Source organism: Synechococcus sp. FACHB-909, from assembly GCF_014698945.1.
Classification (GTDB): Bacteria; Cyanobacteriota; Cyanobacteriia; order PCC-6307; family Cyanobiaceae; genus Cyanobium.
This window is the reverse complement of sequence record NZ_JACJTY010000007.1, coordinates 149,530-172,938: the sequence shown is the minus strand read 5'-3', so window position 1 is coordinate 172,938 and position 23,409 is coordinate 149,530. Positions and strand designations below refer to the sequence as shown.

Sequence of the window (23,409 nt, the reverse complement as noted above, 5' to 3'; positions counted from 1 at the left end):
GCGTAGCCCTCTCGCCGTGCCCGGGACCCTTCCGCTGATGACCGACCTCTACGGGCCCGGCCATCGCCTCTGCGCCTGCCCCAACCCCAGCCTGGAGCTGGTGCTCAGCCAGGCCCGGCCGATCGACCTGATCGAGCTGGAAGCGCTCTGTGATGCCGTGGGCTGGAGCCGCCGCCCGTTGCGGCGCGTGCGCAAGGCCCTCCAGCACAGCCTGCTCCAGGTGGGGCTCTGGCGCCATGACGCCCGCCTGCCGCGGCTGGTGGGCTTCGCCCGCTGCACCGGCGACGGGGTGGTGGAGGCCACGGTCTGGGATGTGGCGGTCCATCCCCGCTACCAGGGAGCCGGGCTGGGCAAGGAGCTGATGGACTACGTGCTCGAACAGCTGCGGGCCATGGGCATCGACCGGGTGAGCCTGTTCGCCGACCCCGACGTGGTGGGCTTCTATGCCGCTCAGGGCTGGGAGCTGGAGCCGCTGCAGCGCCGCTGCGCCTTCTGGTACGCCCCCTGACAGGCAGGGCCGTAGTAGCGGGCGGCCAGCTGCTCCACCGGGGTGCCGCGGCGCCAGTCGCGGCGCAGGCGGGCATTGGCCAGCATCGTCTGCCACACCCCCAGCCGTCGCCAGCGCCGGCCGTTGACCCGCAGGGCGGGCGCCAGGAGGGCGATCCTGGCCAGGGGCCGCAGCCGCTGCACGAACTCCACGTCCTCCATCAGGGGCAGCGGGGCGATCCCGCCGGCGGCATCGTGCAGGCGCCGGGCCAGCAGCAACCCCTGGTCGCCGTAGGGCAGCTGGCGCCAGCGGCTGCGCAGCTCCACCGCCAGCTCCACCAGGCGCAGGGCCGGATCGTCGCCGGCGATGCGCAGCCGGAAGGCCCAGGCGGTGGACGCACCGCCGCCGATCGCGGCGGCCAGGGCCTCGGCCCATCCCGGCGGCAGGCGCACGTCCGCGTGCAGCAGCAGCAGCCACGGGGCCGTGCTGCGGGCCACCCCGGCGGCCAGCTGGCCGCCGCGGCCACCGCCCTGGTGGAGCACCAGGGCGCCGGCCAGGGCGGCCAGCCGCGGGGTGGCATCGGTGCTGCCCCCATCCACCACCACCACCTCCCGGACCAGGTCGGCCGCCGTGGCCAGATCGGCCAGCAGCCCCGGCAGGCCCTGGGCCTCGTCACGGGCGGCGATCACCACGCTCAGGGGCGGGCTCATCGCCAGCGGTCCAGGTCGGCGGGACGGTCGAGATCGTGGCGCTCCGCCAGCAGGGCCGTGCTCAGGCCCGAGCGATGGGCCAGCTGCAGGGTCTGCTCCAGCACCCGGTCGCTGCCCCAGTCGATGCCGCTGAACACCTGGGGCGTCGCCCGGCGCCGGCCGATCAGCCAGTAGCCCCCGTCGCCGGCGGGACCCAGCACCAGGTCGCTGTGCTCGAGCGCCTGGAATGCGGCCAGCAGGTCGTCGGCCGCCAGCTCCGGCAGGTCGCTGCCGATCAGCACCACCGCGGCGGCCCCCTCCCGCCAGCCGCGCCGCATCTGGCGCTGCATCCGCAGGCCGAGGCTGCCGGATCCCTGGTCCACCACCCGGTCGACACCGAGCCGGCGTGCCCAGCGGCCCGCGGCCCCGGGGCCCAGGCCACTGGTGGCCAGCACCAGCCGCAGCCCGGCCCCGGGGCGTCCATCGCAGCCGGCCTTGGCCATGGCCCGGCGGGCCTGGGCGGCGGCCGCCAGACCGTGCTGGGTGAGGCGGGCCTGGATCGCGGCCGCCCGCCGGGTCCCCACGCCGGGGACGAGACGGCTCTTGCAGCGACCCGGCGCCGGCCAGCGGGCCAGCATCACCAGCTGGGGCGGCCCGGTTCCCCGGCCGTTCGGCGGTCTCAACCCTCGCGCGGCAGTTCGGCGGGACGAACGGTGAGGTTCTGCCGGGAGCCGTTGCGCTGCACGGTGATCGTCAGCGGCTCGCCCACCCTGCCCCGGTCGACGGCCAGCTGCACCTCCGAGGCGTTCTTCACCGCCTTGTCGCCCACCTTCTCGATCAGGTCGCAGGGCTTGAGGCCGCCCCGGGCCGCCGGGCTGTTGTCCATCACTTCGACCACCACCACGCCGTTCACCTCCGGCAGGCGGCACTCGTTGGTGGTGGCGTTGATCTCCTTGGCCAGCTGGGGCGTCAGGGCCTGCAGGCGCACGCCGATGTAGGGGTGGCTGGCGTAGCCGCGCTCGAGGATCTGGGCGGCGATCTGGCGGGCCGTGTTGATCGGGATCGCGAAGCTCAGGCCGGCCCCCGGCGCCTGGCGGATGGCGGTGTTGATGCCGATCACCTGGCCGCGGTCGTTGATCAGGGGGCCGCCGCTGTTGCCGGGGTTCACGGCCGCGTCGGTCTGGATGTAGGGCACGCGCTGGCCCTCACCCACGGCGTTGGTGCGCTGGATGGCGCTGATGATCCCGGCCGTGACCGTGTTGTCGAGGCCGAGGGGGTTGCCGATGGCGATCGCCCATTCCCCCGGCCGCACCTTGTTGGAATCGCCCAGGGTGGCGACCGGCAGCTTGGAGGCCACCACCTTCACCACCGCAACGTCGGTGAGGGGGTCGGCCCCCAGCACCTTGCCGGTGAAGCTGCGGCCGTCGGGGAGGGTGACGCTCACCTCGCTGGCGCCCTCGACCACGTGGGCGTTGGTGAGCAGCACCCCGTCGGAGCGGGTGATGAAGCCCGATCCCTGGCCCTGCTGCTGCTGGATCGCCGGACCGCGGCCGAAGATCCCCCCGAGGGGGTTCACGGTGCGCTTGACCGTATCGATACGCACGACCGCCGGACCGGCCTTCTCGACGGCATCGACGATCACCGAGCTGCTGGGCTGCAGCGTCGGCGCCGGAGAGGCATCACTGATCGGGGGCTGCTCGGGCTGGCGCACCCCCGGCAGGGCCAGACGGGTGCCGGTGCAGGAGGTCAGCAGGCCTGCCGTGGCCGCCAGCAGGGTGAGGCGTGACAGGAAACGGGGCTGGACCATCGGAGGTGGGCGGTCGGCGCTGAAGGATTCATTAAAGACGAACCTCCGGGCCGGGGATGCCTATATTCGGCCATCGCGTCGTGGGCTCCTGGTGCAGCAGGGTGATCAGCTGTGGCACCGGGTGAGCCAGGATCTTCAGGGCAGGCTCAGCAAGCCCACCTACGAGACCTGGATCCGTCAGGCCCGTTGCCGCGACTACGCCGACGGCCTGCTGCGCCTGGAGGCCCCCAACAGCTTCGCCTGCGGCTGGCTGCGCAAGAACTACCTGGTGATGATCGCCGCGGTGGCCAGCGAGCACGCCGGTCGGCAGGTGCGGGTGGAGGTGGAGGTGGCCCCCGATGCCGAACCCCTGGGCGCGCCCCCAGAGCTGGTGGGCGAGAACGGCGCCGGCGCGCCCACGCCGCCACCGGCCCCGGCCCCCGAGCGGCCCCAGGCCTCTCCGTCCGCCGGTACCGCCGGCGCCGCCCGGCCCCTGCCCGGCCCCCTGCGCCCCGGGGCGGGCCTGAACACCCGCTACGTCTTCAACCGCTTTGTGGTGGGGGCCAACAGCCGCATGGCCCATGCCGCCTCCCTGGCGGTGGCCGAGGCCCCGGGCCGGGAGTTCAACCCCCTGTTCATCTGCGGCGGGGTGGGGCTGGGCAAGACCCACCTGATGCAGGCCATCGGCCACTACCGGCTGGAGATCGACCCGGAGGCGCGGGTGTTCTACGTGAGCACCGAGACCTTCACCAATGACCTGATCCAGGCCATCCGCAAGGACGGCATGCAGGCCTTCCGGGACCGCTACCGGGCCGCCGACCTGATCCTGGTGGACGACATCCAGTTCATCGAGGGCAAGGAGTACACCCAGGAGGAGTTCTTCCACACCTTCAACGCCCTGCACGAGGCCGGCCGCCAGATCGTGATCGCCAGCGACCGGCCCCCCAGCCAGATCCCCCGGCTCCAGGAGCGGCTGATCTCCCGCTTCTCGATGGGGCTGATCGCCGACATCCAGATCCCCGATCTGGAGACCCGGATGGCGATCCTGCACAAGAAGGCGGAGGCCGAGCAGGTGGCCCTGCCCCGGGAGCTGATCCAGTACATCGCCGGGCGCTTCACCTCCAACATCCGCGAACTCGAAGGTGCCCTGACCCGGGCGGTGGCCTTCGCCTCGATCACGGGCCTGCCGATGACCGTGGAATCGCTGGCGCCGATGCTCGATCCGGTCGGCAACGAGGTGGCGGTCACCCCCCAGCAGGTGCTGGAGAAGGTGGCCGAGGTGTTCGAGGTCCGCATCGAGGAGATGCTCAGCCCCAGCCGCAAGCGGGCCGTGAGCCAGTCGCGCCAGGTGGGCATGTACCTGATGCGCCAGAACACGAACCTCTCGCTGCCGCGCATCGGCGAAGCCTTCGGCGGCAAGGATCACTCCACCGTGATGTACGCGGTGGAGCAGGTGGAGAAGAAGCTCAGCAGCGATCCCGCCCTGGCCAGGCGCGTGCAGCAGGTGCGTGACCTGCTGCAGATCGCCTGCCGCCAGCGCCGCTGAGGCTCAGCCCGCGCCGGTGAGGGGCCGGGCCGGATCCAGCCCTTCCACTTCCCCGTGGAACACCCGGCTGGCGGTGATGTCTTCGGCCTCGATCGTCATCAGGTCGGTCTTGGTCAGGGCCCGGCCCATGCCGCTGAACAGGCGGTTGGCCTGGCGCATGCGGGAGCGGTCGATGGCGTTGCGGATCGAGCGGGCATTGGCGAAGAAGGGCAGCTGCATGCGGCGCTGGATGTACTCGGCGAAGGCGGCGGCGGCCTCGGGGCTGAAGCGGTAGTTCTCCGCCGCCAGGATCAGCTGGGCGATCGCCAGGAGCTCGCTGGCGGTGTAGTCGGGGAAGTCGATGTGGTTGGCCACCCGCGAGGAGAGGCCCGGATTGCTCTGGTAGAAGACGTCCATCCGCTCCTTGTAGCCGGCGAAGATCACCACCAGGTCGTTGCGGTTGTTCTCCATCACCTGCAGCAGGATCTCGATCGCCTCGGCGCCGTAGTCCCGCTCGTTCTCCGGCCGGTAGAGGTAGTAGGCCTCGTCGATGAACAGCACGCCGCCCATCGCCTTCTTGAGCATCTCCCGGGTCTTGGGGGCGGTGTGGCCGATGTACTGGCCCACCAGATCGTCGCGGGTGGCCGTCACCACATGGCCCTTGCGGACATAGCCGAGCCCGTGCAGGATCTTCGACATCCGCGCCGCCACCGTCGTCTTGCCGGTGCCGGGCCGGCCGGTGAACGACATGTGCAGGCTGGGGGGCGCCGTGTCGAGGCCCACCTGGGTGCGGGCCCGGTTGATCACCAGCAGGGCGGCGATCTCCCGGATCCTGGCCTTCACCGGCCGCAGACCGATCAGTTCCCGGTCGAGCTGGTCGAGCACCTCCTTGATGCCGGCGGCGTCATAGGCCGCCCGCAGATCCACCAGCGTCGACTCCAGAGGCGAGGAGCCGTCCTCCCCGTCGGACGCGGCGCCCTCAGAGGAGACCATCGATGGCCTTCGCGAAGGTTTCCTCCGGCTCGCCGATGGGGTCCTCGTCGGCTTCGGCGCGGACGGTGAGGTTCACGTAGGTGCGCCCGAAGCTGATGTCGGGGAAGCGGCCCTCCTGCTCCGAGAGCCCGTTCAGGCGCTCCAGGAAGACGCGGGTGCTTTCGTAGTCGTCGAACTCGATGCGGCGCTCGAGCCGATCGGGTCGTGGCCGACGGGTCCAGGGCTGATCCATGGGTCCGACCCTAGATCAGCCCGGATCGTCGAGGCAGTCGGTGCGGGCCACGCAGAGGCGGGCGGCCCAGGCGGCGGCGTGGGCGCGGTTGGCGGCCTGTTCCACCGGCGCCTGGGTCGTGAGCGGGTGGGGGAAGGTGCCGGCGATGGCCGCGTTGGTGACGCAGAACATCGCCTTCTGGAAACTCATGCAGATCTTCACCCGCATGTCCCCGTCGCCGCGGATGCCGCTCAGGTAGCGGTTGCGCAGCCGTTCGGGGAGGTGGCGGTACATGTCCTGCATCAGCAGGCTGGGGGGGATGCCCGATCCCATGGTGGGGAGCGGGTCGGCGTAGAGGGCGCCGTACATGAACTTGGCCTGGTCAGGGGAGATCTGCTGGGCCTGGGCGTTGAAGGACACCGTGCCCAGGAACGGGGTGCCGCGCAGGAACACCGCCTCCACGTAGGGCACGGCCACATCCCCCAGGAAGGTGAGACCGGCCTCCGGGGGAAGCACCCAGAAGGAGGTGCCGCCGATCTCCACCGCATAGGTGATCGGCGCCCCGGCCGCCGCCACCAGGCCCTCCTTGATGAACGTCACCACGGAGGCGATCGAGTCGACGCGCCCGTCCCGCTCGGCCCGGGCCAGATCCAGGAACAGATCGCTCATCACCCGCCAGAACTGGCCGAGGGCATGGGTGGTGGCGGCCGAGCGGATCAGTTCCGTGAGGAACTGGGGGAACAGCGGGTTGAGCGCCGCCAGCAGCGGGTCGCGCCGGGTCTTGCGGGCGACGATGGCGGCGCAGTTGGCCGCGAACGCTTCGCTGTCGAGATAGGCGTCGAGGCCGCCGGTGCCGTGCCAGAGCATCGCCTTCTGGCAGTACTCGGCGTATTCGAAGTTGATCCGGTCGTGCAGCAGGTGGCGCCAGATCTTCGCCGGGCTGAGGTCGCCGTCGAGGAAGCGGAACACCGGGAAGGGGTTCAGGAACTGCTTTTCGGCCTGGTAGATGAGATTGATGCTGTAGGCATCCAGCACCTCGCCGTAGCTCTCCAGCACGTCCACCACCTGGGCCAGGTGATCGGGGGACTCGGCCAGCAGGGTGTGACCGGCCAGCAGAGTCTCCACCAGATCGCTGCTGGTGGGGCGTCCCCCGGCGTAGGTGAGGGGCGGTTTGGGGGAGCGGGGGATCGGTCTCATGACACCAGCCCTCCGCCCTGGAGGGCCGCCACCAGCGCCGGCAGCTGGGCCATGGCGGTGGTGGCCTGTTCGCTGAGCCGGCCCAGGCCGAAGGGCAGCACCCCCAGGGCCACCACGCCGCTGGCCAGGGCCAGGGCGGGCAGGGTTTCCCGCAGGGCCACCGCCGGCAGTCGCACCTCCAGGCGGGAGTCCGCCACCGGATCGCCGCTCGGGGGGGTCACCGCCAGGCGGCCGAAGAAGGCCCGGTTGACGAGCAGCAGGAAGTACACCGCCGTCAGACCGGAGCCCACCATGCAGAGCAGGGTGGCCACCGGGAAGGCGGCCAGGCTGCCGCGGAACACCAGGAATTCGGAGATGAAGCCCGCCATGCCGGGCATGCCGGCGCTGGCCATCACCCCCAGGATCATCAGGGTGCCGGTGAAGGGCAGGCCCCGCTCGGGGTTCAGCAGGCCGCGCAGCACCTCCAGGTCCCGGGTGCGGGTCTTGCGGTAGACGATGCCCACCAGCAGGAACAGCAGGGCGGAGATCAGCCCGTGGCTGACCATCTGGAAGACGGCCCCCAGCATGCTGACCGGGGTGGCGGCGGCGGCCGCCAGCAGGATGTAGCCCATGTGGCCCACCGAGCTGTAGGCCACCATCCGCTTCATGTCCCGCTGGGCGATGGCCGCCAGGGAGCCGTACAGCACCGATACCGCCGCCCAGCCCGCCAGCCAGGGGGCGAGCAGGGCCCAGGCCTCGGGGAACATCCCCAGGCAGAAGCGGAGCAGGCCATAGGTGCCCAGTTTCAGCAGCACGCCCGCCAGCAGCACCGACACGGGCGTGGAGGCCTCGGTGTGGGCGTCGGGCAGCCAGGTGTGGAACGGCACCAGGGGGATCTTGATGGCGAAGCCGATCAGCAGCGCCCCCAGCAGCGCCAGCTGGGTGCCCATGCCCAGCTGGGCGGTGGTGACGGGGTGGATGCCGAAATCAGCCTGGCCGGTGAACAGGGAGAGGCCGAGGAAGGCCCCCAGGATCAGCACCCCGGAGACGGCCGTGAAGATCAGGAACTTGGTGGCGGCGTAGCCCCGGTTGGCGCCGCCCCAGATGGAGATCAGCAGCCAGAGGGGAATCAGCTCCAGCTCATAGAAGAGGAAGAACAGCAGCAGGTTCTCGGAAAGGAACGCCCCGTTGACGGCCCCGCTGATCGTCAGCAACAGGGCGAAGTAGAGCCGGGGGCGCTGGCTGAGGTCGCGGGTGCAGATCCCCGACACCAGGGTGAGGGCGGCGTTGACGAGCACCAGGGGCATGGCCAGGCCATCGACGCCCAGGCGGTAGTCGAGGCCGATGCTGTCGACCCAGGCGAAGGACTCCTGCAGCTGCAGGCCCGCCTGGCCGGGGTCGAAGGCCAGCAGCACCCGCAGGCTCCAGAGCAGCTGCAGGCCCAGCAGGGCCAGGGCGGCGCGGCGGATGCGCTCGGTGGCCAGTTCCCCCGGCCAGCAGAGCAGGCCGAGGGCGCCGAAGAAGGGAATCAGCAGCAGGGCGCTCAGCATCGTCCGATCAGCCCCCGAGCCAGGAGAGGCTGCCGACCAGCAGCACGATCGCGGCCACCACCGTGAAGACGTAGGTCTGCAGCCGGCCGCTCACCCCCAGCTTGAGACTCTCGGCCGAGCCCATCGAGACGGCGGCGATGCGGTTGACCATGCCGTTGACCACCAGCTGGTCGAAGCCGTTGGTGATCCGGGCCAGGCCGGCCACGAAGGCCACGATCGTGGCCCGGTAGATACGGTCGGTGTAGAAGTCGAAGGCCAGCAGGTCCTGCAGGACCCGCAGGGGCCGCAGCACGGAGCGGGACCAGAAGGTGTCCAGGGGCACCAGACTGCCGACCAGCAGCCCGGCCAGGCCGCTGCCCACCAGGGCCAGGGCGGTGCCGCTCGAGAAGGCGCCGATGCCGGGAACCCGGTCGATGCGGGCCATCACGAAGGGCGTCACCAGCACGAGCACCGCGACGGTGACCATGGGCAGGGCCATCAGCCAGTTGACCTCCGGCGTCCGCCGGGTCTTGGGGTGGGGGGCACCCACGAACACCTGGCGGTAGACCCGGGTGAGGTTGAGGGCCGTCAGGGCGTTGGTGAGCAGCACCACGGCGGCGAAGAACGGGGCCCGGGAGCCCAGACCCTCCACCATCAGGCCGAAGCTCCAGAAGCAGCCGAGGGGAAGCAGGCCGGTGAGGCCGGCGGCCCCCACCAGGAAGCCGGTGGTGGTGGCGGGCATGCGGGAGCCGAGGCCGCCCAGTTCGGTGAGGTCCTGGCAGTTGGTGGTGGCGATGACGCTGCCGACGCTCATGAACAGCACGGCCTTGGCCAGGGCGTGGGAGAAGAGCAGCAGCAGGGCGATGAAGGGCTGCTGCAGGGCGATGGCGATGAACACCAGGCCCAGATAGGAGGTGGTGGAGTAGGAGCAGGCCCGCTTGAGGTCGACCTGGGAGATGGCCACCAGGGCGCCGCCGAGGGCACTGATGGTGCCCACCGCCAGCAGCACGTCGATGGCCACCGGGGAGATCAGCAGCAGCGGCATCACCTTGAGCAGCACCACGGCGCCGCAGGTCACCACCACCGAATTGCGCAGGATCGAGGCCGGATTCGGACCCTCCATCGCCTCATCCAGCCAGAGGTGCATCGGGAACTGGGCGCATTTGCCCATCGGGCCGGCGATCAGGGCCAGGCCCAGCAGGGTGGCCCCCAGGGCCGGCAGGGTCTCGTTCGCGGACCAGGCGTAGAGGTCGTTGAACTCCAGTGATCCGGCCCAGGCCGACAGGGTCACCACCCCCATCAGCAGCAGCACGTCCCCCACCCGCTTGGTGAGGAAGGCATCGCGGGCGGCGGTCACCACCAGGGGCTGGGCGTACCAGAAGCCCACCAGCAGGTAGGTGGAGAGCGTGAGCATCTCCAGCAGGAAATAGCTCATGAACAGGTTGCTGCTCAGCACCACCCCGGCCATGGCCCCTTCGAAGAAGCCCACCAGGGCATAGAAGCGGGCCAGGGACCACTCCTTATCGAGGTAGCCGAGGGCGAACACCTGCCCCACCAGGCTCAGGCCGGTCACCAGCTCCAGGGCCGCCAGGTTGGTGAGGGACAGATCGAAGCCGATGCGCAGATCCAGATCGGCCGCCGAGAACCAGGCGATGTCGAGGTGCTGGGGACCGAGGGTCAGCACGGCGCGCAGCACCAGGCTGCCGTGCAGCACCGCCAGCAGGGTGACCAGGAGATTCAGGTAGGCGGCCGGACGGGGGCCGTTGCGCTTGATCCAGCCCGCCGCCCAGGGCAGCGACAGCAGCATGCCGCTGAACCCGTAAAGGGGAATGAGCCAGCTGAGCTGGATCGACAGGGGAAGGGTGTCCGGCAAGGGGAGGAGGGACCTCAGAAGGTGGCCCGTTGCAGGGCCCTGGACGGGACGGTGGCAAGGCTGCCGATCCAGGCGGCCAGATCTTCCCCATGCTGCTGTTCCTCGTCCCGCAGGGCACGGAAGAAGGACGCATTGTTGCCATCGCCGATCAGCAGGCAGAAGCGCATCGCTTCGCCGTAGTGCTGGATCAGGTCCTCTTCGAGCACCGCATTCAGCCGCAGCAGACCCTCCAGGTCGGCGGCGTGGGCGACCGGCCGCAGCTGGGAGGCGGCGGGGGCCACCCCCAGCTGCAGCATGCGCTGCACCAGCCGTTCGGCGTGCCGCATCTCCTCCACGGTTTCCTGGCGGAACCGTTCGGCGGCACTGGTGTCGCCCCAGAGCTCCACGAGGGAGGCCTGGGTCATGTACTGCTGCACGGCGGACAGCTCCAGACTCAACGCGCGGCCCAGGTAGCCGAGGACGCGCGGATGGGCGGCGTCCATGGGGATCAGCCCCTGCGGCCGACGCCGGAGGCTGCCAGGGCCGGCTCCACCTCGCTGTGGGGACGGGCGATGATGTGGGCCGCCACCAGGCCGTCGCCGACCCGCTCGCATGCATCGGCGCCGGCCCGCACGGCGGCGTTCACGGCGCCGGTCTCACCGCGGACCATCACGGTGACGTAGCCGCCGCCGACGAACTCGCGGGCGATCAGGGTGACTTCCGCGGCCTTGGTCATGGCGTCCGCCGCCTCGATCGCCGGCACCAGGCCCCGGGTTTCGATCAGACCGAGGGCGATGCCGTGGATGGTGGGGGCCATGGAGGGGGTACGGGGAGTGGGGGTCTTGGTGGGGGGGGTGCCGGCGCCGCCGCTGCCGCGGCGGCTGGAGCTGGAGGCGCTGGAGCGCTGGCTGGTCGGAGCGGCGGCCTTGGCGGTGGTCCGGCGCGGCTGCCGGGTCGCCGGGCTGGAGCGGGCCGCCCGTGGGGCCCGGGTGGCGGCCACCGGCTTGGGGTCCGCCGGCTTGGCCACGGCCGCTGGCTTGGTCACCGCCGCCGGTGGCAGGGCCGGCGGGCTGCCGCCAGCGGCCGCCGCCCCGGCTGCCGCTGCTGGAGCGGCCGACGGTGCCGCCGGTGGGGGGGCCGGGGCCGGCGTGGGGGTGGCGTCGGGACCGGAGCGGGGGGTGCGGCTGGCCATGGGACGGACGGGGGGGAGGGGGAACGGTCGTGGAGGCGATGGGAGGGGCGCCTACCCGTCCGGCTCCCAGAAGTCGATGATGCCGCCGATGGTGAGATCGGTGTGCGTTTCGGGGTTGCCGCAGGCGAAGCGGGCGGCCGAACCGCTGGCGGTGAAGACCCAGTTGCCGGGGGAGGCCCCGACCGGATCGACGGCGACGCTGAGCTTGCCCTTGGGGCTGCGCAGCACCCGCAGGTTCCAGTGCTCGAGGCCTGGCACCCGCTGGGTGCAGACCAGGGAGCCGGTGACCTGCATGATCTCCATCAGGCCTTTCCTCCCTGGGGTGCCGGTCCGCCGGTGGGGGTGCCGCTCGCTGGCGGGGTGGCCTTGCCGGCGTCGGGATCCCAGTGGTCGATGATCCCCACGATCGTGAGGTCGCTGGGATAGGACTTGCTGCCCGCCGCCTCCCGGGCGGCGGAACTGCCGACGCAGATCACCCAGTCGCCCGGGATGCAGCCCACTGCGTCCACGGCCACCTTCTGGGTGCTGCCGTCCTGCACCACCTGCAGGTGCTTGTGCTCGAAATCGGGGATGCGGTTGGTGGAGACCAGGGGTTTGACCACCTTGCAGATCAACATGGTCAGTGCCCTCCTGCGGTGGTGAGGCTGATGGTGGAACCTACCGCTTCGGCGGGCGTGTGGCGCTCCTGGTCACGCACGGTCAGCAGGGCATGGAGGAGGCCCTGGGCGAAGAGGTCGGGATAACGGTTCTCGATCGCCTCCTGCACCCGCTGGGCATGGCGCACGGCCCGCTCCCGGGCGCCGGGCACCTTGCCGTTGTAGTCGAAGCGCACCACCACGGGCACCGGCAGGCCCCGGGAGACATTGAGGCCCTTGAAGATCTTCACCCCCACGTCCATGTCGGGGGCGCCCTCCTCGACCGTGTCCATGTAGGCGAAGTAGGTGAGGTTGCGCAGGTGGATCTCCTTGAAGCCGATGCCCACACCGATGAACCGCTCGGCATGGCCCGCATCGGCGTAGTGGCCGTCGTGGTACTGGCGCACGTAGTCGATCTGGGAGATGTTGTGCTCCAGCAGCCGGGCGATCAGGCGCACCATGCCGGGATCCGGCGAGCTGGCCGCAGCGGCTTCCGCCAGCTCGGCGATCCGGCGACGGGCCTCTTCGGGGTGCAGGTGTCGGGTGGCCTCGTACACGGTGGCGGCATCGAGCCACTGATCGAGGCGGGTGCTGCCGTCCATGCCCGGCACGTGCACCCGGATGGCGTCGGTGTCGGTGTCGATGCCCAGCAGCAGCAGGTCGACGGAGGCGCCGCAGCAGAAGCTGTTCTCCACGGCCTGCTGGAAGTCCATCAGCCGCTGGCGTCCGCAGCTGGCCGCCAGGGCGTCGTCACTGCCGTGGGCGGCGCAGCCCTCATGGGTCGGGTCGAGGGAACTGAAGTGGTAGAGCACCACCTTCAGGTAACGGGTGTCGTCGTGGGCGGGGTTGGGGATGCCCTCCCGGTAGCGGCGGTGCTCGGTCTTGACCCAGCGGTTGACCGTGTTCTCCACATCGAACAGGGCCCCGGCATGGGGACGGCGCCGCACCGAGCTGAAGGGCAGCCGCAGGGCGAAGGCGATGGCATGGGCCAGGCGACCATCGGCGCAGGGGGTCACATCCAGCAGGTGGAAGCCGCAGGAGAGCAGGAAGGCGTCGAAGTCCTCGGCGGCGGCGCTGCCGGGCTGGCCATGCAGCGGATCGTCGCGGAAGAAGCCGTCGCTGGTCTGTTCGTAGGTCTCGAAGACGCACCAGGCGAACAGGCTGCGCATGTCGAGCTGGCTGACCCAGGCCTTCTCCAGGATCGGCAGGGGCAGGCTGAAGCCCAGCTCCGCCTGGGCCAGGGCCTGGGCCCGCTCGACGAAGTCATCCTCGTGCTGGAGGGCGGAGAGCCGCTTGAGCACGGGCACGATCCGGTCGAAGGCGTCCTTGACGCCACGGTCGTAGCTCTCCAGGGCGGCGTTGGCCGCGTGGTCGGTGAGCGGATGGGCGCTGGCGGTGGTTCCCTGGCCGAGCCGCACCGCCGCCAGGCGCCGGGAGAGATCGGCGCCGGAGGGGGCATCGGGACGGCGCCGGGGGGCTCTCGGAGCGAGGGGACGGATCGTGGGGGCCGGGCGGCGGGGCATCAGGGGTTCAGCCGCGGGCTCCGCCGGAGACCGTGATCAGGGAGCCGGCGCTGGTGCTGCCGCTGGATCCGGTGATCTTGTTGGTGGGCTCGGGCAGCGCCTCGTTGCGCTTGTTCTGGAAGCCGGGCATCGCCGACATCGGGCCGACGCGGCTGGGGTTGCGGCGGCGGGCCGAGGCCCCTTCGGTGCCGGTGACGTGCTTGCCCCGATCCCAGTCGTCGCCGGTGATGTTGAGGCCGGCGGAGATGCCTTCGCCGGTGACGCGGGAGGTGGGACGGGCGTCCTCATCCACGGTCACGGGCGCCTGGGGCTGCTGCAGCCGCACGCGCTCCTGGCCAGGACGATCGAAGCGGAACTGCTCGGTGCCGGTCACCTTGTCGGCGGCCATGTCAAAGGGGCCGGTGATGCGGTTGCCCTGCTCGTAGCTGTTGCCGGTGACGCCACCGGGGCGCTGGCGCGAGCTCTGGGCGGCCCGGGCCGGGGACTGGACGCTGAACTGCTGCCAGGGCTGGGCGCTGAGGGGCTGGGGGAAATCGGCGTCCTGGCTGGTGGCGGCGCCGCAGGCCTCGTTCAGCTGGTCACCGCCGATGTAGGGGGTGCCGGTGATGTCCTCACAGGCGCCGCGCTCGGCGCCGGTCATGACACCGCCGATGCCGGGCTGAATCCCGGTCATCACGGTGCCCATGCGAACGGGAGTGCGCTGGCGGATCTCGGCCACCTTGTTGGAGGAGCACCAGGTGCCGGCCTGCTCCATGCCGGCGTAGGGGGTGCCGGTGACGGCCTTGCAGGTGCCGGGCTCATCGCCGGTGACCTTCTCGGAGCGGCCGGTGCGGGTGCCGCTCACCACCATCGCCTTGTTGGTGACGCTGAAGCCCACCTTGGCGGCTTCAGGAGCCGGTTTGGTGCCGCAGAACTGTTCGTACTGCTGGGTGCCGATGTATTCGTCGCCGGTGACCAGGCGGCAGGAGCCCGGCTCGTCGCCGGTGACGTGCTCGCTGCGGCCCACATGGGTGCCGGTGATGCCGGTGCCCCGCAGGGTGTGCAGGCTGCTGACCTTGGCCGGGGCGCGTCCGGGCACCTCCGACTGGTCACCCACGTACTGGGTGCCGGTGAGCTGGCGATTGGCGCCGGGCTCGTTGCCGGTGACCCGCTCGGAGCGTTCCACGATCACGCCGGAGACCGGCCGGCCCGCGGTGGTGCGGGTCAGGCCCACCTTGCGGGGGGAGGGGCTGGTGGTGCCGCACCAGGCGGCGCTCTGGTTGGCGGAGATGTACTCGGTGCCGGTGACGTTCTTGCAGGTGCCGGGTTCGTCGCCGGTGACCTTCTCGGAACGGCCCACCTCGTTGCCCGTCACCCGGTTGCCGTGGGTGGTGGCGCTCACCCGCACCTTGGCGGGCTGCAGGGGGGTGGGATCGCTCTGGCAGAAGGTGCGGAAGATCTCGGCACCCAGGTACTCGGTGCCGGTGACGGGCCGGCAGGTGCTGGCCTCGTTGCCGGTGGTCTTGAGGGAGCGGTTGGCCTGGGTGCCGGTGACCACCTGGCCCCGGACGGTCTCGCTCACGCCGACTTTCCAGTGGGCATCGGCGGCGGCCTCGATCTTGGCCTGGCCGCGGCGGGGGCCGGTGGGGCGGGAGCCGCCGCTGCGGGAGCTGCCGGCGGAGCCGACCTTGCACTTGAGCTCACGCACCTTCTGGGCCAGCTCGCGGCTGCTCATGTCCGGGTTGGACTGGCGGGCCACCGAGGCGGCGACGGAGCTGGTGGGGGCGCTGGCGGACTTGCCCCGTTTGGAGAGGGCTTCGCGGCGGGCCATGACGATGGCCCGGCTGGGGTTGTGCTGGGCGGTGCGCTTGGGGGTGCCGTTGCGGCGCTCGCCATTGCGCGATTGGCGGTTGGCCAGGGACGCGCCCAGACCGGAGGACGAAGGGGTGGCGGCGGCGGCGGGGGCCGGTGTGGCGGCCGCGACCGTGGTGGCGGGGGCGCTGGCCTTGGTGGCGCGCATCACCTCCTGGCGGGTGCGGTCACTGGAGGTGTCGGCCCGTTTGCCGCGGCGGGAGAGGGCCTCACGGCGCTCCAGCACCAGGTTCCGGCTGGGGTTCGCCAACGGCTTGGCGTTGCTGCGATGGCCGGAAGCCGAGGAGGAGGTCAGGGAGGAGGCACCACCGCGCCGCGCCGTGGGGGCGGGGCGCTGGGGCGCGGGGGCCGGAGCCGCTGCCGCCGGGGCGGCACTCACCGTTTCGGTGCGGGTGCGCTGGGCATCAGCGGCCGTGCGCACCCGTCCCGGGGAGGACATGAACTGGGCGGAGGCTTTCTTGCCGCCGTTGGTGAGGGCCTTGCGGCGCTCCAGTGCTGCTTCCCGACTGGTGGTTCTGGCCATGTCCGCCCCGTGAATGGATGATCAAAAGTGATGGATCCCGACCGCCGGCCGGGATCCGCTGTGGTCGCTGGATCAGCGGCCTTCGAACACGACGAAGCAGGCGCCCTGGCTCTGGGTGTAGGCGTCGTAACCGACGAGGCGCACGTGATGGTCGGGGTAGGCCCGGTGGCAGGACTCCAGTTCGTTGACGATCACACCGAGATCCTTCTCACCGAAGAAGGGCAGCTTCCAGAACGACCAGTAGGTGGCCATGGAGCGGCTGGGGTGGACGTGCTCGACCAGGGGGCTCCAGCCCTGGGCAATGATGTAGGCGATCTGGTCGTAGATCTCGTCCTGGGTCATCGGCGGGAGGAAGCCGAAGGTCTCCAGGGTGGCGACTGTTTGATAGTCACCCACGGTGCTCTTGAAGGGCATGGGGATCCTTGTGGGAAATGGGTTGGGGAACCCGGCCCCGCCGACCTTGGGTGGGAGCACCCTCGGTCAGCGGTGGCAGGGCATGGGGCCGTGGTGTCGGATCAGCCGACGTCGAGCTTGTCGACGGTGTCGAACTCGAACTTGATTTCCTTCCAGGTCTCGAGGGCGATGGCCAGCTCGGGGCTGTGCTTGGCGGCTTCCGTGAGGATGTCGCGGCCTTCCTTCTCGATCTCGCGGCCGGCGTTGCGGGCCTTGACGCAGGCTTCGAGGGCCACCCGGTTGGCAGCGGCGCCGGCGGCCGAACCCCAGGGGTGACCGTGGGTGCCACCACCGAACTGGAGCACGGAGTCGTCACCGAAGATGGCGACCAGGGCGGGCATGTGCCACACGTGGATGCCGCCGGAGGCCACGGCGAAGACGCCGGGCATCGAACCCCAGTCCTGATCGAAGAAGTTGCCGCGGGTGCGGTCTTCGGGGATGAAGGATTCGCGCAGCTGGTCGATGAAGCCCAGGGTGGTCTGACGGTCACCCTCGAGCTTGCCCACCACGGTGCCGGTGTGCAGCTGGTCGCCACCGGAGAGGCGCAGGCACTTGGCCAGCACCCGGAAGTGGATGCCGTGCTTGGGATGGCGGTCGATCACCGCGTGCATGGCGCGGTGGATGTGGAGCAGCATGCCGTTCTTGCGGCACCACTTCGACAGACCGGTGTTGGCGGTGAAGCCACCGGTGATGTAGTCGTGCATGATGATCGGCTGCCCGAGTTCCTTGGCGAACTCAGCCCGCTCGTACATCTCCTCGGGAGTGGCGGCGGTGCAGTTGAGGTAGTGCCCCTTCTTCTCGCCGGTCTCTTCCTGGGCGAGCTGGACGGCTTCAGCCACGAACTCGAAACGGTTCTGCCAGCGCTGGAAGGGCTGGGAGTTGATGTTCTCGTCGTCCTTGGTGAAGTCGAGGCCGCCGCGGAGGCATTCGTAGACCACACGGCCGTAGTTCTTGCCCGACAGGCCGAGCTTCGGCTTGATGGTGCAACCCAGCAGGGGACGGCCGTACTTGTTCATCCGGTCGCGTTCGACGTGGATGCCGTTCGGCGGGCCGGGGCAGGTCTTGATGAAGGCCATCGGGAAGCGGATGTCTTCCAGACGCAGGTGACGCAGGGCCTTGAAGCCGAACACGTTGCCCACCAGGGAGGTGAGCACGTTGGTCACCGAGCCTTCCTCGAACAGGTCGAGGGGGTAGGCGATGAACGCGTAGAAGGACTCCTTGTCACCAGGGACGTCTTCGATGCGGTAGCAGCGGCCCTTGTAGAAGTCGAGATCGGTGAGGAGCTCGGACCACACGGTGGACCAGGTGCCGGTGGAGGACTCGGCGGCCACGGCGGCAGCCACCTCTTCCTTGGGCACACCTTCCTGGCCGGTGCACTTGAAGCAGGCCAGCAGGTCGGTGTCGAGGGGGACGTAATCGGGAGTCCAGTAAGTGTCGCGGTACTCCTTGACCCCGGCGTCGTACTTCTTGCTCATGGGATTGTTCGGATGGGTTCGGATGGAAAACTCAGAGGGTCAGCTGACCGCTCAGTCCTTCGATCCCAGGCCGAAGCTGCTGTTCAGCGCCGGCTCCACTTCACGGTGGGGACGGGCGATGATGTGGGCGGCCACCAGGCCGTCGCCCACCCGCTCGCAGGCATCGGCGCCGGCACGGACGGCGGCGTTCACGGCACCGGTTTCACCCCGCACCAGGACGGTCACGTAGCCGCCTCCGACGAATTCGCGACCGATGAGGCGCACCTCGGCGGCTTTGGTCATGGCGTCAGCCGCTTCGATGGCGGGCACCAGACCGCGTGTCTCGATCATGCCGAGGGCGATGCCCATGGTTTCGTTTGCCATTACCTGCTCCTGGAGGAGGGGGGTGGAATGTTCGTGTGCAACCTTGCTCCTCCGTCAAACCCTCCGTCAAGCGATTGGGAGCCTGGCGGCCATCAAGGTTTCCGGATCGGCTGATAAGGGCAGCTGATCAGTGCAACACAAAAAGTAAGCCTTGGTTGATCGCTGCCCCGCCGCGCGCCGCCCCTGCCGGTCCCAGGCCCCTCCAGGAGGCTCAGAGCGGCTCGGCGCTGGAGACGAACCCGACCCCCCCGTACCGCTTCAGCAGGGGCCGCAGGGCGGCGCCCACGGCCCCGAGCAGCTCGTCCTCCACGAACACGATCACGTGGGCGTTGGCCCCCAGCCCGCTGAAGTCCATCGCTTCAGAGATCTCACCCGAGGGGCCCATGCCCGTCACGTGCTTCATCACCGAATAGCCCTTCGCCCCGGCCGTGGTGATGGTGCGGCAGACACGGTTCAGTTCCCGTTCGCTGAGAAAGAGATCGATGCGCTTCATGGGGATGGGGCGATGGTTCGGCAAGGGTCGGCGGGGGCCGGGTTCAGCCGACAGGAATGAAGTGGCGGGTCAACGCCATGTAGAGGGGAATCCCGATCACCACATTGAAGGGGAAGGTGAGTCCCAGGGCGGTGGAGATGTAGAGGCTGGGGTTCGCCTGCGGGACGGTCATGCGCATCGCCGCCGGCACGGCGATGTAGGAGGCGCTGGCGCAGAGCACCATGAACAGCAGGCTGTTGCCCTGCCCCAGCCCCAGCAGGACGCTCACCAGCAGCCCCAGCAGGGCGTGCAGGGGAGGGGCCAGCAGGGAGAAACCGATCAGGAAGGCCCCCGCCTGCTTCAGGTCCCGCAGCCGCTGGGCCGCCACGATGCCCATGTCGAGCAGGAAGAAACAGAGGGCTCCGTAGAAGAGTTTCTCGGTGAAGGGATCCATCTTCGCCAGACCCGCCGGACTGAAGGCCGCCACCACATAACCGATCACCAGGCTGCCGATCAGCAGGTAGACAGAGCCGTTGAGAAAGGCCTCCTGGAGAATCTCCCGCCAGCGCAGACTGCCGCCGCCGTTCTGCTGCTCTCCGGCCATTTCCGCATCCTCCGCGGGGGCCGAGAGCCTGGCCAGGATCACCCCCACCACGATCGCCGGCGATTCCATCAGGGCCAGGGCCGCCACCATGAAGCCGTCGAAATTCACCTCGACGACGTTGAGGAAGCTCTCGGCGGTGATGAAGGTGACGGCGCTGATCGAGCCGTAGGAGGCGGCGATGGCGGCGGCGTTGTAGCCGTCGAGGCGCAGCCGCAGGAACAGGAAGCTGGTCAGCGGCACCAGCAGCGACATCGCCACCGCCGCCCCCACCGTCAGCAGCACCTGGGGGCCCAGGCCGCTGTGGGCCAGCTCCATGCCCCCCTTGAAGCCGATCGCCAGCAGCAGATAGAGGGAAAAGAGCTTGGGCAGCGGCGAGGGGATCTCCAGGTCGGAGCCCACCAGCACCCCCAGGATTCCCAGAAAGAAGAAGAGAACCGGCGCGGAGAGAAGGTTCTGTAGGACCAGGCTCGACTGCATCGCCCTCCGGCGCCCAAAGGGTGGAGGCAACCTAAGGGCGAATCCGGCCGCCAACCGTCACCGGTCGCGCAATGTTGCTCCGCCCGTCCGTCCGATCGCGAGCGAATTCCCTATCGTCCGCCCGGGGCAGGAACCCTGGAGTTTTCCGGGGGTGGAATGTTCAACCCGTCCTGCCCCACCCCTTCACCCCCCAGCCAGCACCCCTCTGCACCACAATGGGGCCCCCCGTGGGCCCGGCTTGTCCCTTTCCCCTTCCCCCCCGGTCCTGGTGATCGCCAGCGGCAACCCCCACAAGGTGGCCGAGATCACGGCCATGCTTGAGGGGGTCGGTCCGGAGGTGGGTCTGGAGGTGCGGCAGCAGCCCAGGGATCTGGAGATCGAGGAGACGGGCCTCACCTACGCGGAGAATGCCCGCCTCAAGGCCTCCACGGTGGCTTCGCTCACGGGCACCTGGTCGCTGGCCGACGATTCCGGCCTGGAGGTGGATGCCCTCGACGGTCGCCCCGGCCTGTTTTCGGCGCGCTACGCCCCCACGGATCACGAGAAGATCCACCGACTGCTGCACGAACTGGGCGATTCCCTCTACCGGGGCGGCAGCTTCGTCAGCGCCATGGCCCTGGCCGATCCCACCGGTGCGGTGGTGCTGGAGTCGGAGGGGGTCTGCCGGGGGCTGATCCTGCGGGAGCCCTCCGGCCATGGCGGCGGCTACGACCCGATCTTCCATGTGCGGGAGGCGGGCTGCAGCTATGCCGCGATGGGCGAGCACCTCAGGAGCAAGCTCGGCAGCCGCGGCAAGGCGGCCCGGGCGATGGCCCCGGGCCTCAAGCGGCTGCTGGGGCTGGCCTGAGCCAGCCGGGTGCCGGGCCGCTGACGCTCAGCTGCGGGAGCCGGCATTGATCTGGGCCACGGCGCGCATGGCGGCGGCGGCGGCCTCCTCCACGTCGCCCTCCTTGCCCGCCAGGGTGAGGCGGCCGAAGGCCCCCACCGCCTTGACGTCCACCACGGTGATGTTGGAGCTCTTCTCGGCTTCGTTGGCGGCGATCAGCACGTAGCCCGCCGGTTCGGTCTCGAGGATGAACATGCTCATCCCGGCCTGGATCATCGAGCCGCGGCGGTTCTGGCGGTTGATCAGCACGGCGTGGTCGGGGGTGATCGCCCGGATGATCTCGGTCCAGGTGACCTCGCAGCGGCTGCGCAGCTCCACCCGGCTGCCGATCGCCTCCAGGACCACGTCGCCGGAGTGGAGGACGTTGCTCTGGTCCCGGTGGTAGAGGGCCAGGGAGCCAAAGGCCCGCTCCACCACCATCTGGCCGAGCCGCACGGTGCTGGCCTTGAGGGCGATGTCGGTGACCCGGTGCACCGCCATCCCCGGTGACACCTCCAGCCAGAGGCAGGCATCGCCGGGGATCGGCAGGAAGCCATGGGACACCGTGCCCATGTACGACGCCAGCTGGGGCTGGAGGGAATCCAGGAAGACGTAGGTGCGCAGCTCGATCGACTGCACGTGGCTCGACTGGCGCGCCAGCCGCCGGCCTTCGCTGTCGGTGGTGATCACGCAGCTGGCCCCGGAGGCCTCGCCGCTCACATCGGTGCCGGTGATCCGCAGACTCGCCGCCTTCCTGCGGGCGTCCGACCGGTCGTCGCGAAGGAAGGAACGGGCACTCTGCGAATCCATCACGGCGCGAGGCGCCAACCCCCGGAACAAACGGTCGTTGCGATCCCCGGGGTGGTTGAAGCGCCGGGATCCCTGGCCGCCGCCAGGGGCAGTCCAGAAGGGGAGGGTACTCCCGGGCGGGGCGCTGGCGGCCGGTTCCGGCCTAGCGGCTGCTGAGGGCGAGACCGTCGGCGACCCAGACCCGGTCGCGGCCGGCGGCCTTGGCGGCATAGAGGGCCCGGTCGGCCAGCTCCATCAGGCGGGGGAAATCGGCCGCCGGCTCGGCCGCCGTCGTGCTCACCCCCAGGCTGACCGTCAGGCGTCCGCCCGGGGCGTCCCCCGCGAGATCGAGCCGGTGCATCGAGAGCCGGATCCGCTCGGCCACCCGCAGGGCCGTGGCCCGGTCGGCCTCCGGCAGCAGCACCAGGAATTCCTCGCCGCCGAGGCGGAAGGTCTGGTCCTGCTCCCGCACCGACTCCCGCAGCACCCGCGCCACCTGCCGCAGCACCCGGTCGCCGGCGTCGTGGCCGAAGCTGTCGTTGACCTGCTTGAAATGGTCCAGATCCAGCTCGATCAGGGCGTAGCTGGCGGGAAGCGGCGATGCGTCGAGGGCGCGGCGGTTGGCCAGGCCCGTGAGCGGATCACAGAGGGCGGCGGTGTTGAGGATGGCCACCTCGTGGGCATGGCGCTGATCCTCCAGGAGGTGCTCCACCCAGGGGCGCATCGACTCGGCGAATTCCCGGACCATCCGCTCCATGTCGGGGTCGAACGGCGGGGCTGCGCCACGACCGCGAATGGCCAGCACCATGGCGGGCTCGCCGATCAGGCAGATCTGGTGCCAGCCGGGGGTCGGCTGGCGCCGTTCGGGCTGGTCCGCCTCGGTGGACCAGGTGGTCCAGCCGTCACCGGGCATCAGCACGGCCAGTTCGCACCTGCTGGCCTGGCCGGCCGATTCGAGGATGTGGCCGATGGCGCGGACCATCCCCAGGGGCGTGCCCTGGTGGACCAGGGCCTCCTGGAGACGCCGCCGGGCCTCGGCGATGCGCAGCAGGCGCTTGAGGTCGAGGTCGGCGTCGGCGAGGCAGTAGACGCCGCATTCCATGGAGCCGAGGGCGCTGAAGACCTGATCGACGATGGCGGCGGGAACGATGTGGCCATGCTGGGGGGCGATCCGCTCGATGCGGCTCCAGCGGGTGCGGATGCGGGCCAGGCCGGCACTGAGCAGCTCCCGGCTGGGCATGTAGTGCTGGTGGAAGGGCCTGGCGTTCTCGATGATGTAGGCGGCATCGTCCGACTCCAGCACGTTGCTGTCGGGGACGAAGCCGCCGAACAGGTCGGAGGAGAACAGGGTGCCGGTGGCGCTGTCATGGGACACCATCGCCCCGGGGAAGTGGAGGTAGGGCGTCAGCTGGAACTCCAGCCGCCGATCCCCCGCCAGGGGCAGGCACCAGCCGTGCTGCTCCACCAGATAGGTGGAGAACCCATGGCCGTAATGGCGGATCAGGGCGTTGGCGCGCCATTCCGTGACCACCTGCACGTCAGGCCGCGTCAGCACCTCCCCAAGCCGGGGCAGGGCGGCGCAGATGTCGGGGTCGGAATGGTGACAGACGAGCCAGCGGATCGCGTCGAGATCGGTGATGGCGCGCAGCTTGGCCAGGGTTCCCTCGATGGTGAGCGGTGAACCCGGATCGATCAGAACCCCGTCCGAACCGTTGGCAATGAAATAGGTGTGGCACTGGAAGTGGTCGTGGGCCAGCCGCACCCCCACCCACCACACACCGGGGGCGATCTCGACGGGATCCTCCCGTGGGTCCGCCATGTCGCCCCGGTGGGTGGGTGCCTGGTCGCAGGGCCGATGGAGTGAGCGGTCCATGGGGACGGAAGGAAGCGCCGCGCCGCGCCCGCATGCAGACACGAATGGATGCCTTCTTTCCATCGT

General features: G+C 70.1%; 24 protein-coding genes. 3 read left to right on the top strand and 21 right to left on the bottom strand.

The annotated features are described in order from the left end of the window. The first annotated feature begins 37 nt into the window (after nt 1-37). Nucleotides 38-508, top strand: a complete 471-nt coding sequence (locus H6G99_RS12660; protein WP_094584889.1) for a GNAT family N-acetyltransferase — start codon at nt 38-40, stop codon at nt 506-508. Here the strand turns inward: H6G99_RS12660 and H6G99_RS12655 are convergent. Genes H6G99_RS12655 through H6G99_RS12645 form a run of 3 tightly spaced genes read right to left on the bottom strand, consistent with a single transcriptional unit; the run spans nt 451 to nt 2,983 of the window. Next, nucleotides 451-1,197, bottom strand: a complete 747-nt coding sequence (locus tag H6G99_RS12655) for a TIGR04283 family arsenosugar biosynthesis glycosyltransferase (RefSeq protein WP_190611821.1) — start codon at nt 1,195-1,197, stop codon at nt 451-453. The genes H6G99_RS12660 and H6G99_RS12655 overlap by 58 nt on opposite strands. Continuing rightward, nucleotides 1,194-1,859, bottom strand: coding sequence for a TIGR04282 family arsenosugar biosynthesis glycosyltransferase (locus H6G99_RS12650; RefSeq protein WP_190611819.1), 666 nt, complete (start codon nt 1,857-1,859; stop codon nt 1,194-1,196). Before H6G99_RS12650 ends, H6G99_RS12655 begins: the two co-directional genes overlap by 4 nt. Further along, entirely contained in the window at nt 1,856-2,983 is a 1,128-nt protein-coding gene (locus tag H6G99_RS12645; RefSeq protein ID WP_094584747.1) for a trypsin-like peptidase domain-containing protein, read from the bottom strand. Before H6G99_RS12645 ends, H6G99_RS12650 begins: the two co-directional genes overlap by 4 nt. Before the next feature lie 91 nt (nt 2,984-3,074). On the opposite strand from H6G99_RS12645, the gene dnaA reads away from it, so the two are divergent. Next, a complete protein-coding gene (gene dnaA, locus H6G99_RS12640) occupies nt 3,075-4,508 on the top strand; it encodes a chromosomal replication initiator protein DnaA (protein ID WP_502707687.1) in 1,434 nt (477 codons plus the stop codon). Nucleotides 4,509-4,511: 3 nt separating this feature from the next. On the opposite strand, the gene cbbX is transcribed toward dnaA, so the two are convergent. From cbbX to H6G99_RS12560, 16 genes are all read right to left on the bottom strand, one after another. Continuing rightward, on the bottom strand, nt 4,512-5,480 hold the full coding sequence (cbbX, locus tag H6G99_RS12635; protein ID WP_094584746.1) for a CbbX protein: 969 nt from the start codon (nt 5,478-5,480) through the stop codon (nt 4,512-4,514). After that, a complete protein-coding gene (locus H6G99_RS12630; protein WP_094584745.1) occupies nt 5,467-5,712 on the bottom strand; it encodes a 4a-hydroxytetrahydrobiopterin dehydratase in 246 nt (81 codons plus the stop codon). Before H6G99_RS12630 ends, cbbX begins: the two co-directional genes overlap by 14 nt. Before the next feature lie 15 nt (nt 5,713-5,727). Continuing rightward, nucleotides 5,728-6,888, bottom strand: coding sequence for a CO2 hydration protein (locus tag H6G99_RS12625; protein WP_190611818.1), 1,161 nt, complete (start codon nt 6,886-6,888; stop codon nt 5,728-5,730). Continuing rightward, the gene (locus tag H6G99_RS12620; RefSeq protein ID WP_094584743.1) at nt 6,885-8,417 is read right to left on the bottom strand and encodes an NADH-quinone oxidoreductase subunit M; all 1,533 of its coding nucleotides are present in this window, start codon (nt 8,415-8,417) and stop codon (nt 6,885-6,887) included. The genes H6G99_RS12625 and H6G99_RS12620 overlap by 4 nt, the downstream gene beginning before the upstream one ends. 7 nt (nt 8,418-8,424) lie before the next feature. Further along, nucleotides 8,425-10,269: an NAD(P)H-quinone oxidoreductase subunit F gene (locus H6G99_RS12615; RefSeq protein WP_190611816.1), complete on the bottom strand. Its 1,845-nt coding sequence runs from the start codon at nt 10,267-10,269 to the stop codon at nt 8,425-8,427. Between the two features lie 14 nt (nt 10,270-10,283). Then, a complete protein-coding gene (locus H6G99_RS12610) occupies nt 10,284-10,751 on the bottom strand; it encodes a ferritin-like domain-containing protein (RefSeq protein ID WP_094584741.1) in 468 nt (155 codons plus the stop codon). Nucleotides 10,752-10,756: 5 nt separating this feature from the next. Continuing rightward, nucleotides 10,757-11,440 (bottom strand): alpha-carboxysome major shell protein CsoS1, encoded by a 684-nt coding sequence (gene csoS1, locus H6G99_RS16430; RefSeq protein WP_286191133.1) that lies wholly within the window; start codon nt 11,438-11,440, stop codon nt 10,757-10,759. A 51-nt stretch (nt 11,441-11,491) separates the two neighbouring features. Beyond that, nucleotides 11,492-11,743 carry a carboxysome peptide B gene (locus tag H6G99_RS12600; RefSeq protein WP_094586913.1) on the bottom strand — a complete coding sequence of 84 codons (252 nt, stop codon included), beginning with the start codon at nt 11,741-11,743 and terminating at the stop codon, nt 11,492-11,494. After that, on the bottom strand, nt 11,743-12,057 hold the full coding sequence (gene csoS4 / locus H6G99_RS12595) for an alpha-carboxysome shell vertex protein CsoS4 (protein WP_094586911.1): 315 nt from the start codon (nt 12,055-12,057) through the stop codon (nt 11,743-11,745). Before csoS4 ends, H6G99_RS12600 begins: the two co-directional genes overlap by 1 nt. 2 nt (nt 12,058-12,059) lie before the next feature. Then, nucleotides 12,060-13,598: a carboxysome shell carbonic anhydrase gene (locus H6G99_RS12590; RefSeq protein ID WP_190611815.1), complete on the bottom strand. Its 1,539-nt coding sequence runs from the start codon at nt 13,596-13,598 to the stop codon at nt 12,060-12,062. Nucleotides 13,599-13,605: 7 nt separating this feature from the next. Then, complete coding sequence (csoS2, locus tag H6G99_RS12585) at nt 13,606-15,972, bottom strand: alpha-carboxysome scaffolding protein CsoS2 (RefSeq protein ID WP_190611814.1); 2,367 nt, start codon at nt 15,970-15,972, stop codon at nt 13,606-13,608. A gap of 72 nt (nt 15,973-16,044) precedes the next feature. Next, complete coding sequence (locus H6G99_RS12580; RefSeq protein WP_094586905.1) at nt 16,045-16,386, bottom strand: ribulose bisphosphate carboxylase small subunit; 342 nt, start codon at nt 16,384-16,386, stop codon at nt 16,045-16,047. A 101-nt stretch (nt 16,387-16,487) separates the two neighbouring features. Beyond that, on the bottom strand, nt 16,488-17,900 hold the full coding sequence (locus H6G99_RS12575; RefSeq protein ID WP_015107694.1) for a form I ribulose bisphosphate carboxylase large subunit: 1,413 nt from the start codon (nt 17,898-17,900) through the stop codon (nt 16,488-16,490). Nucleotides 17,901-17,951: 51 nt separating this feature from the next. Next, nucleotides 17,952-18,263, bottom strand: a complete 312-nt coding sequence (csoS1, locus tag H6G99_RS12570; RefSeq protein ID WP_015107695.1) for an alpha-carboxysome major shell protein CsoS1 — start codon at nt 18,261-18,263, stop codon at nt 17,952-17,954. 211 nt (nt 18,264-18,474) lie between these two features. Next, nucleotides 18,475-18,756, bottom strand: coding sequence for a P-II family nitrogen regulator (locus tag H6G99_RS12565; protein WP_094586903.1), 282 nt, complete (start codon nt 18,754-18,756; stop codon nt 18,475-18,477). Between the two features lie 43 nt (nt 18,757-18,799). After that, nucleotides 18,800-19,816: a sodium-dependent bicarbonate transport family permease gene (locus H6G99_RS12560; RefSeq protein WP_190611812.1), complete on the bottom strand. Its 1,017-nt coding sequence runs from the start codon at nt 19,814-19,816 to the stop codon at nt 18,800-18,802. A 238-nt stretch (nt 19,817-20,054) separates the two neighbouring features. Here H6G99_RS12560 and H6G99_RS12555 point away from each other — a divergent pair, with 238 nt between their 5' ends. Then, nucleotides 20,055-20,663: a non-canonical purine NTP pyrophosphatase gene (locus tag H6G99_RS12555; RefSeq protein WP_190611811.1), complete on the top strand. Its 609-nt coding sequence runs from the start codon at nt 20,055-20,057 to the stop codon at nt 20,661-20,663. 27 nt (nt 20,664-20,690) lie between these two features. Here H6G99_RS12555 and H6G99_RS12550 read toward each other — a convergent pair whose 3' ends face one another. Beyond that, nucleotides 20,691-21,491 carry a BMC domain-containing protein gene (locus H6G99_RS12550; RefSeq protein WP_094586897.1) on the bottom strand — a complete coding sequence of 267 codons (801 nt, stop codon included), beginning with the start codon at nt 21,489-21,491 and terminating at the stop codon, nt 20,691-20,693. Nucleotides 21,492-21,633: 142 nt separating this feature from the next. Next, the gene (locus tag H6G99_RS12545) at nt 21,634-23,343 is read right to left on the bottom strand and encodes an oxygen-binding di-iron domain-containing protein (RefSeq protein WP_190611808.1); all 1,710 of its coding nucleotides are present in this window, start codon (nt 23,341-23,343) and stop codon (nt 21,634-21,636) included. Nucleotides 23,344-23,409: the final 66 nt, after the last annotated feature.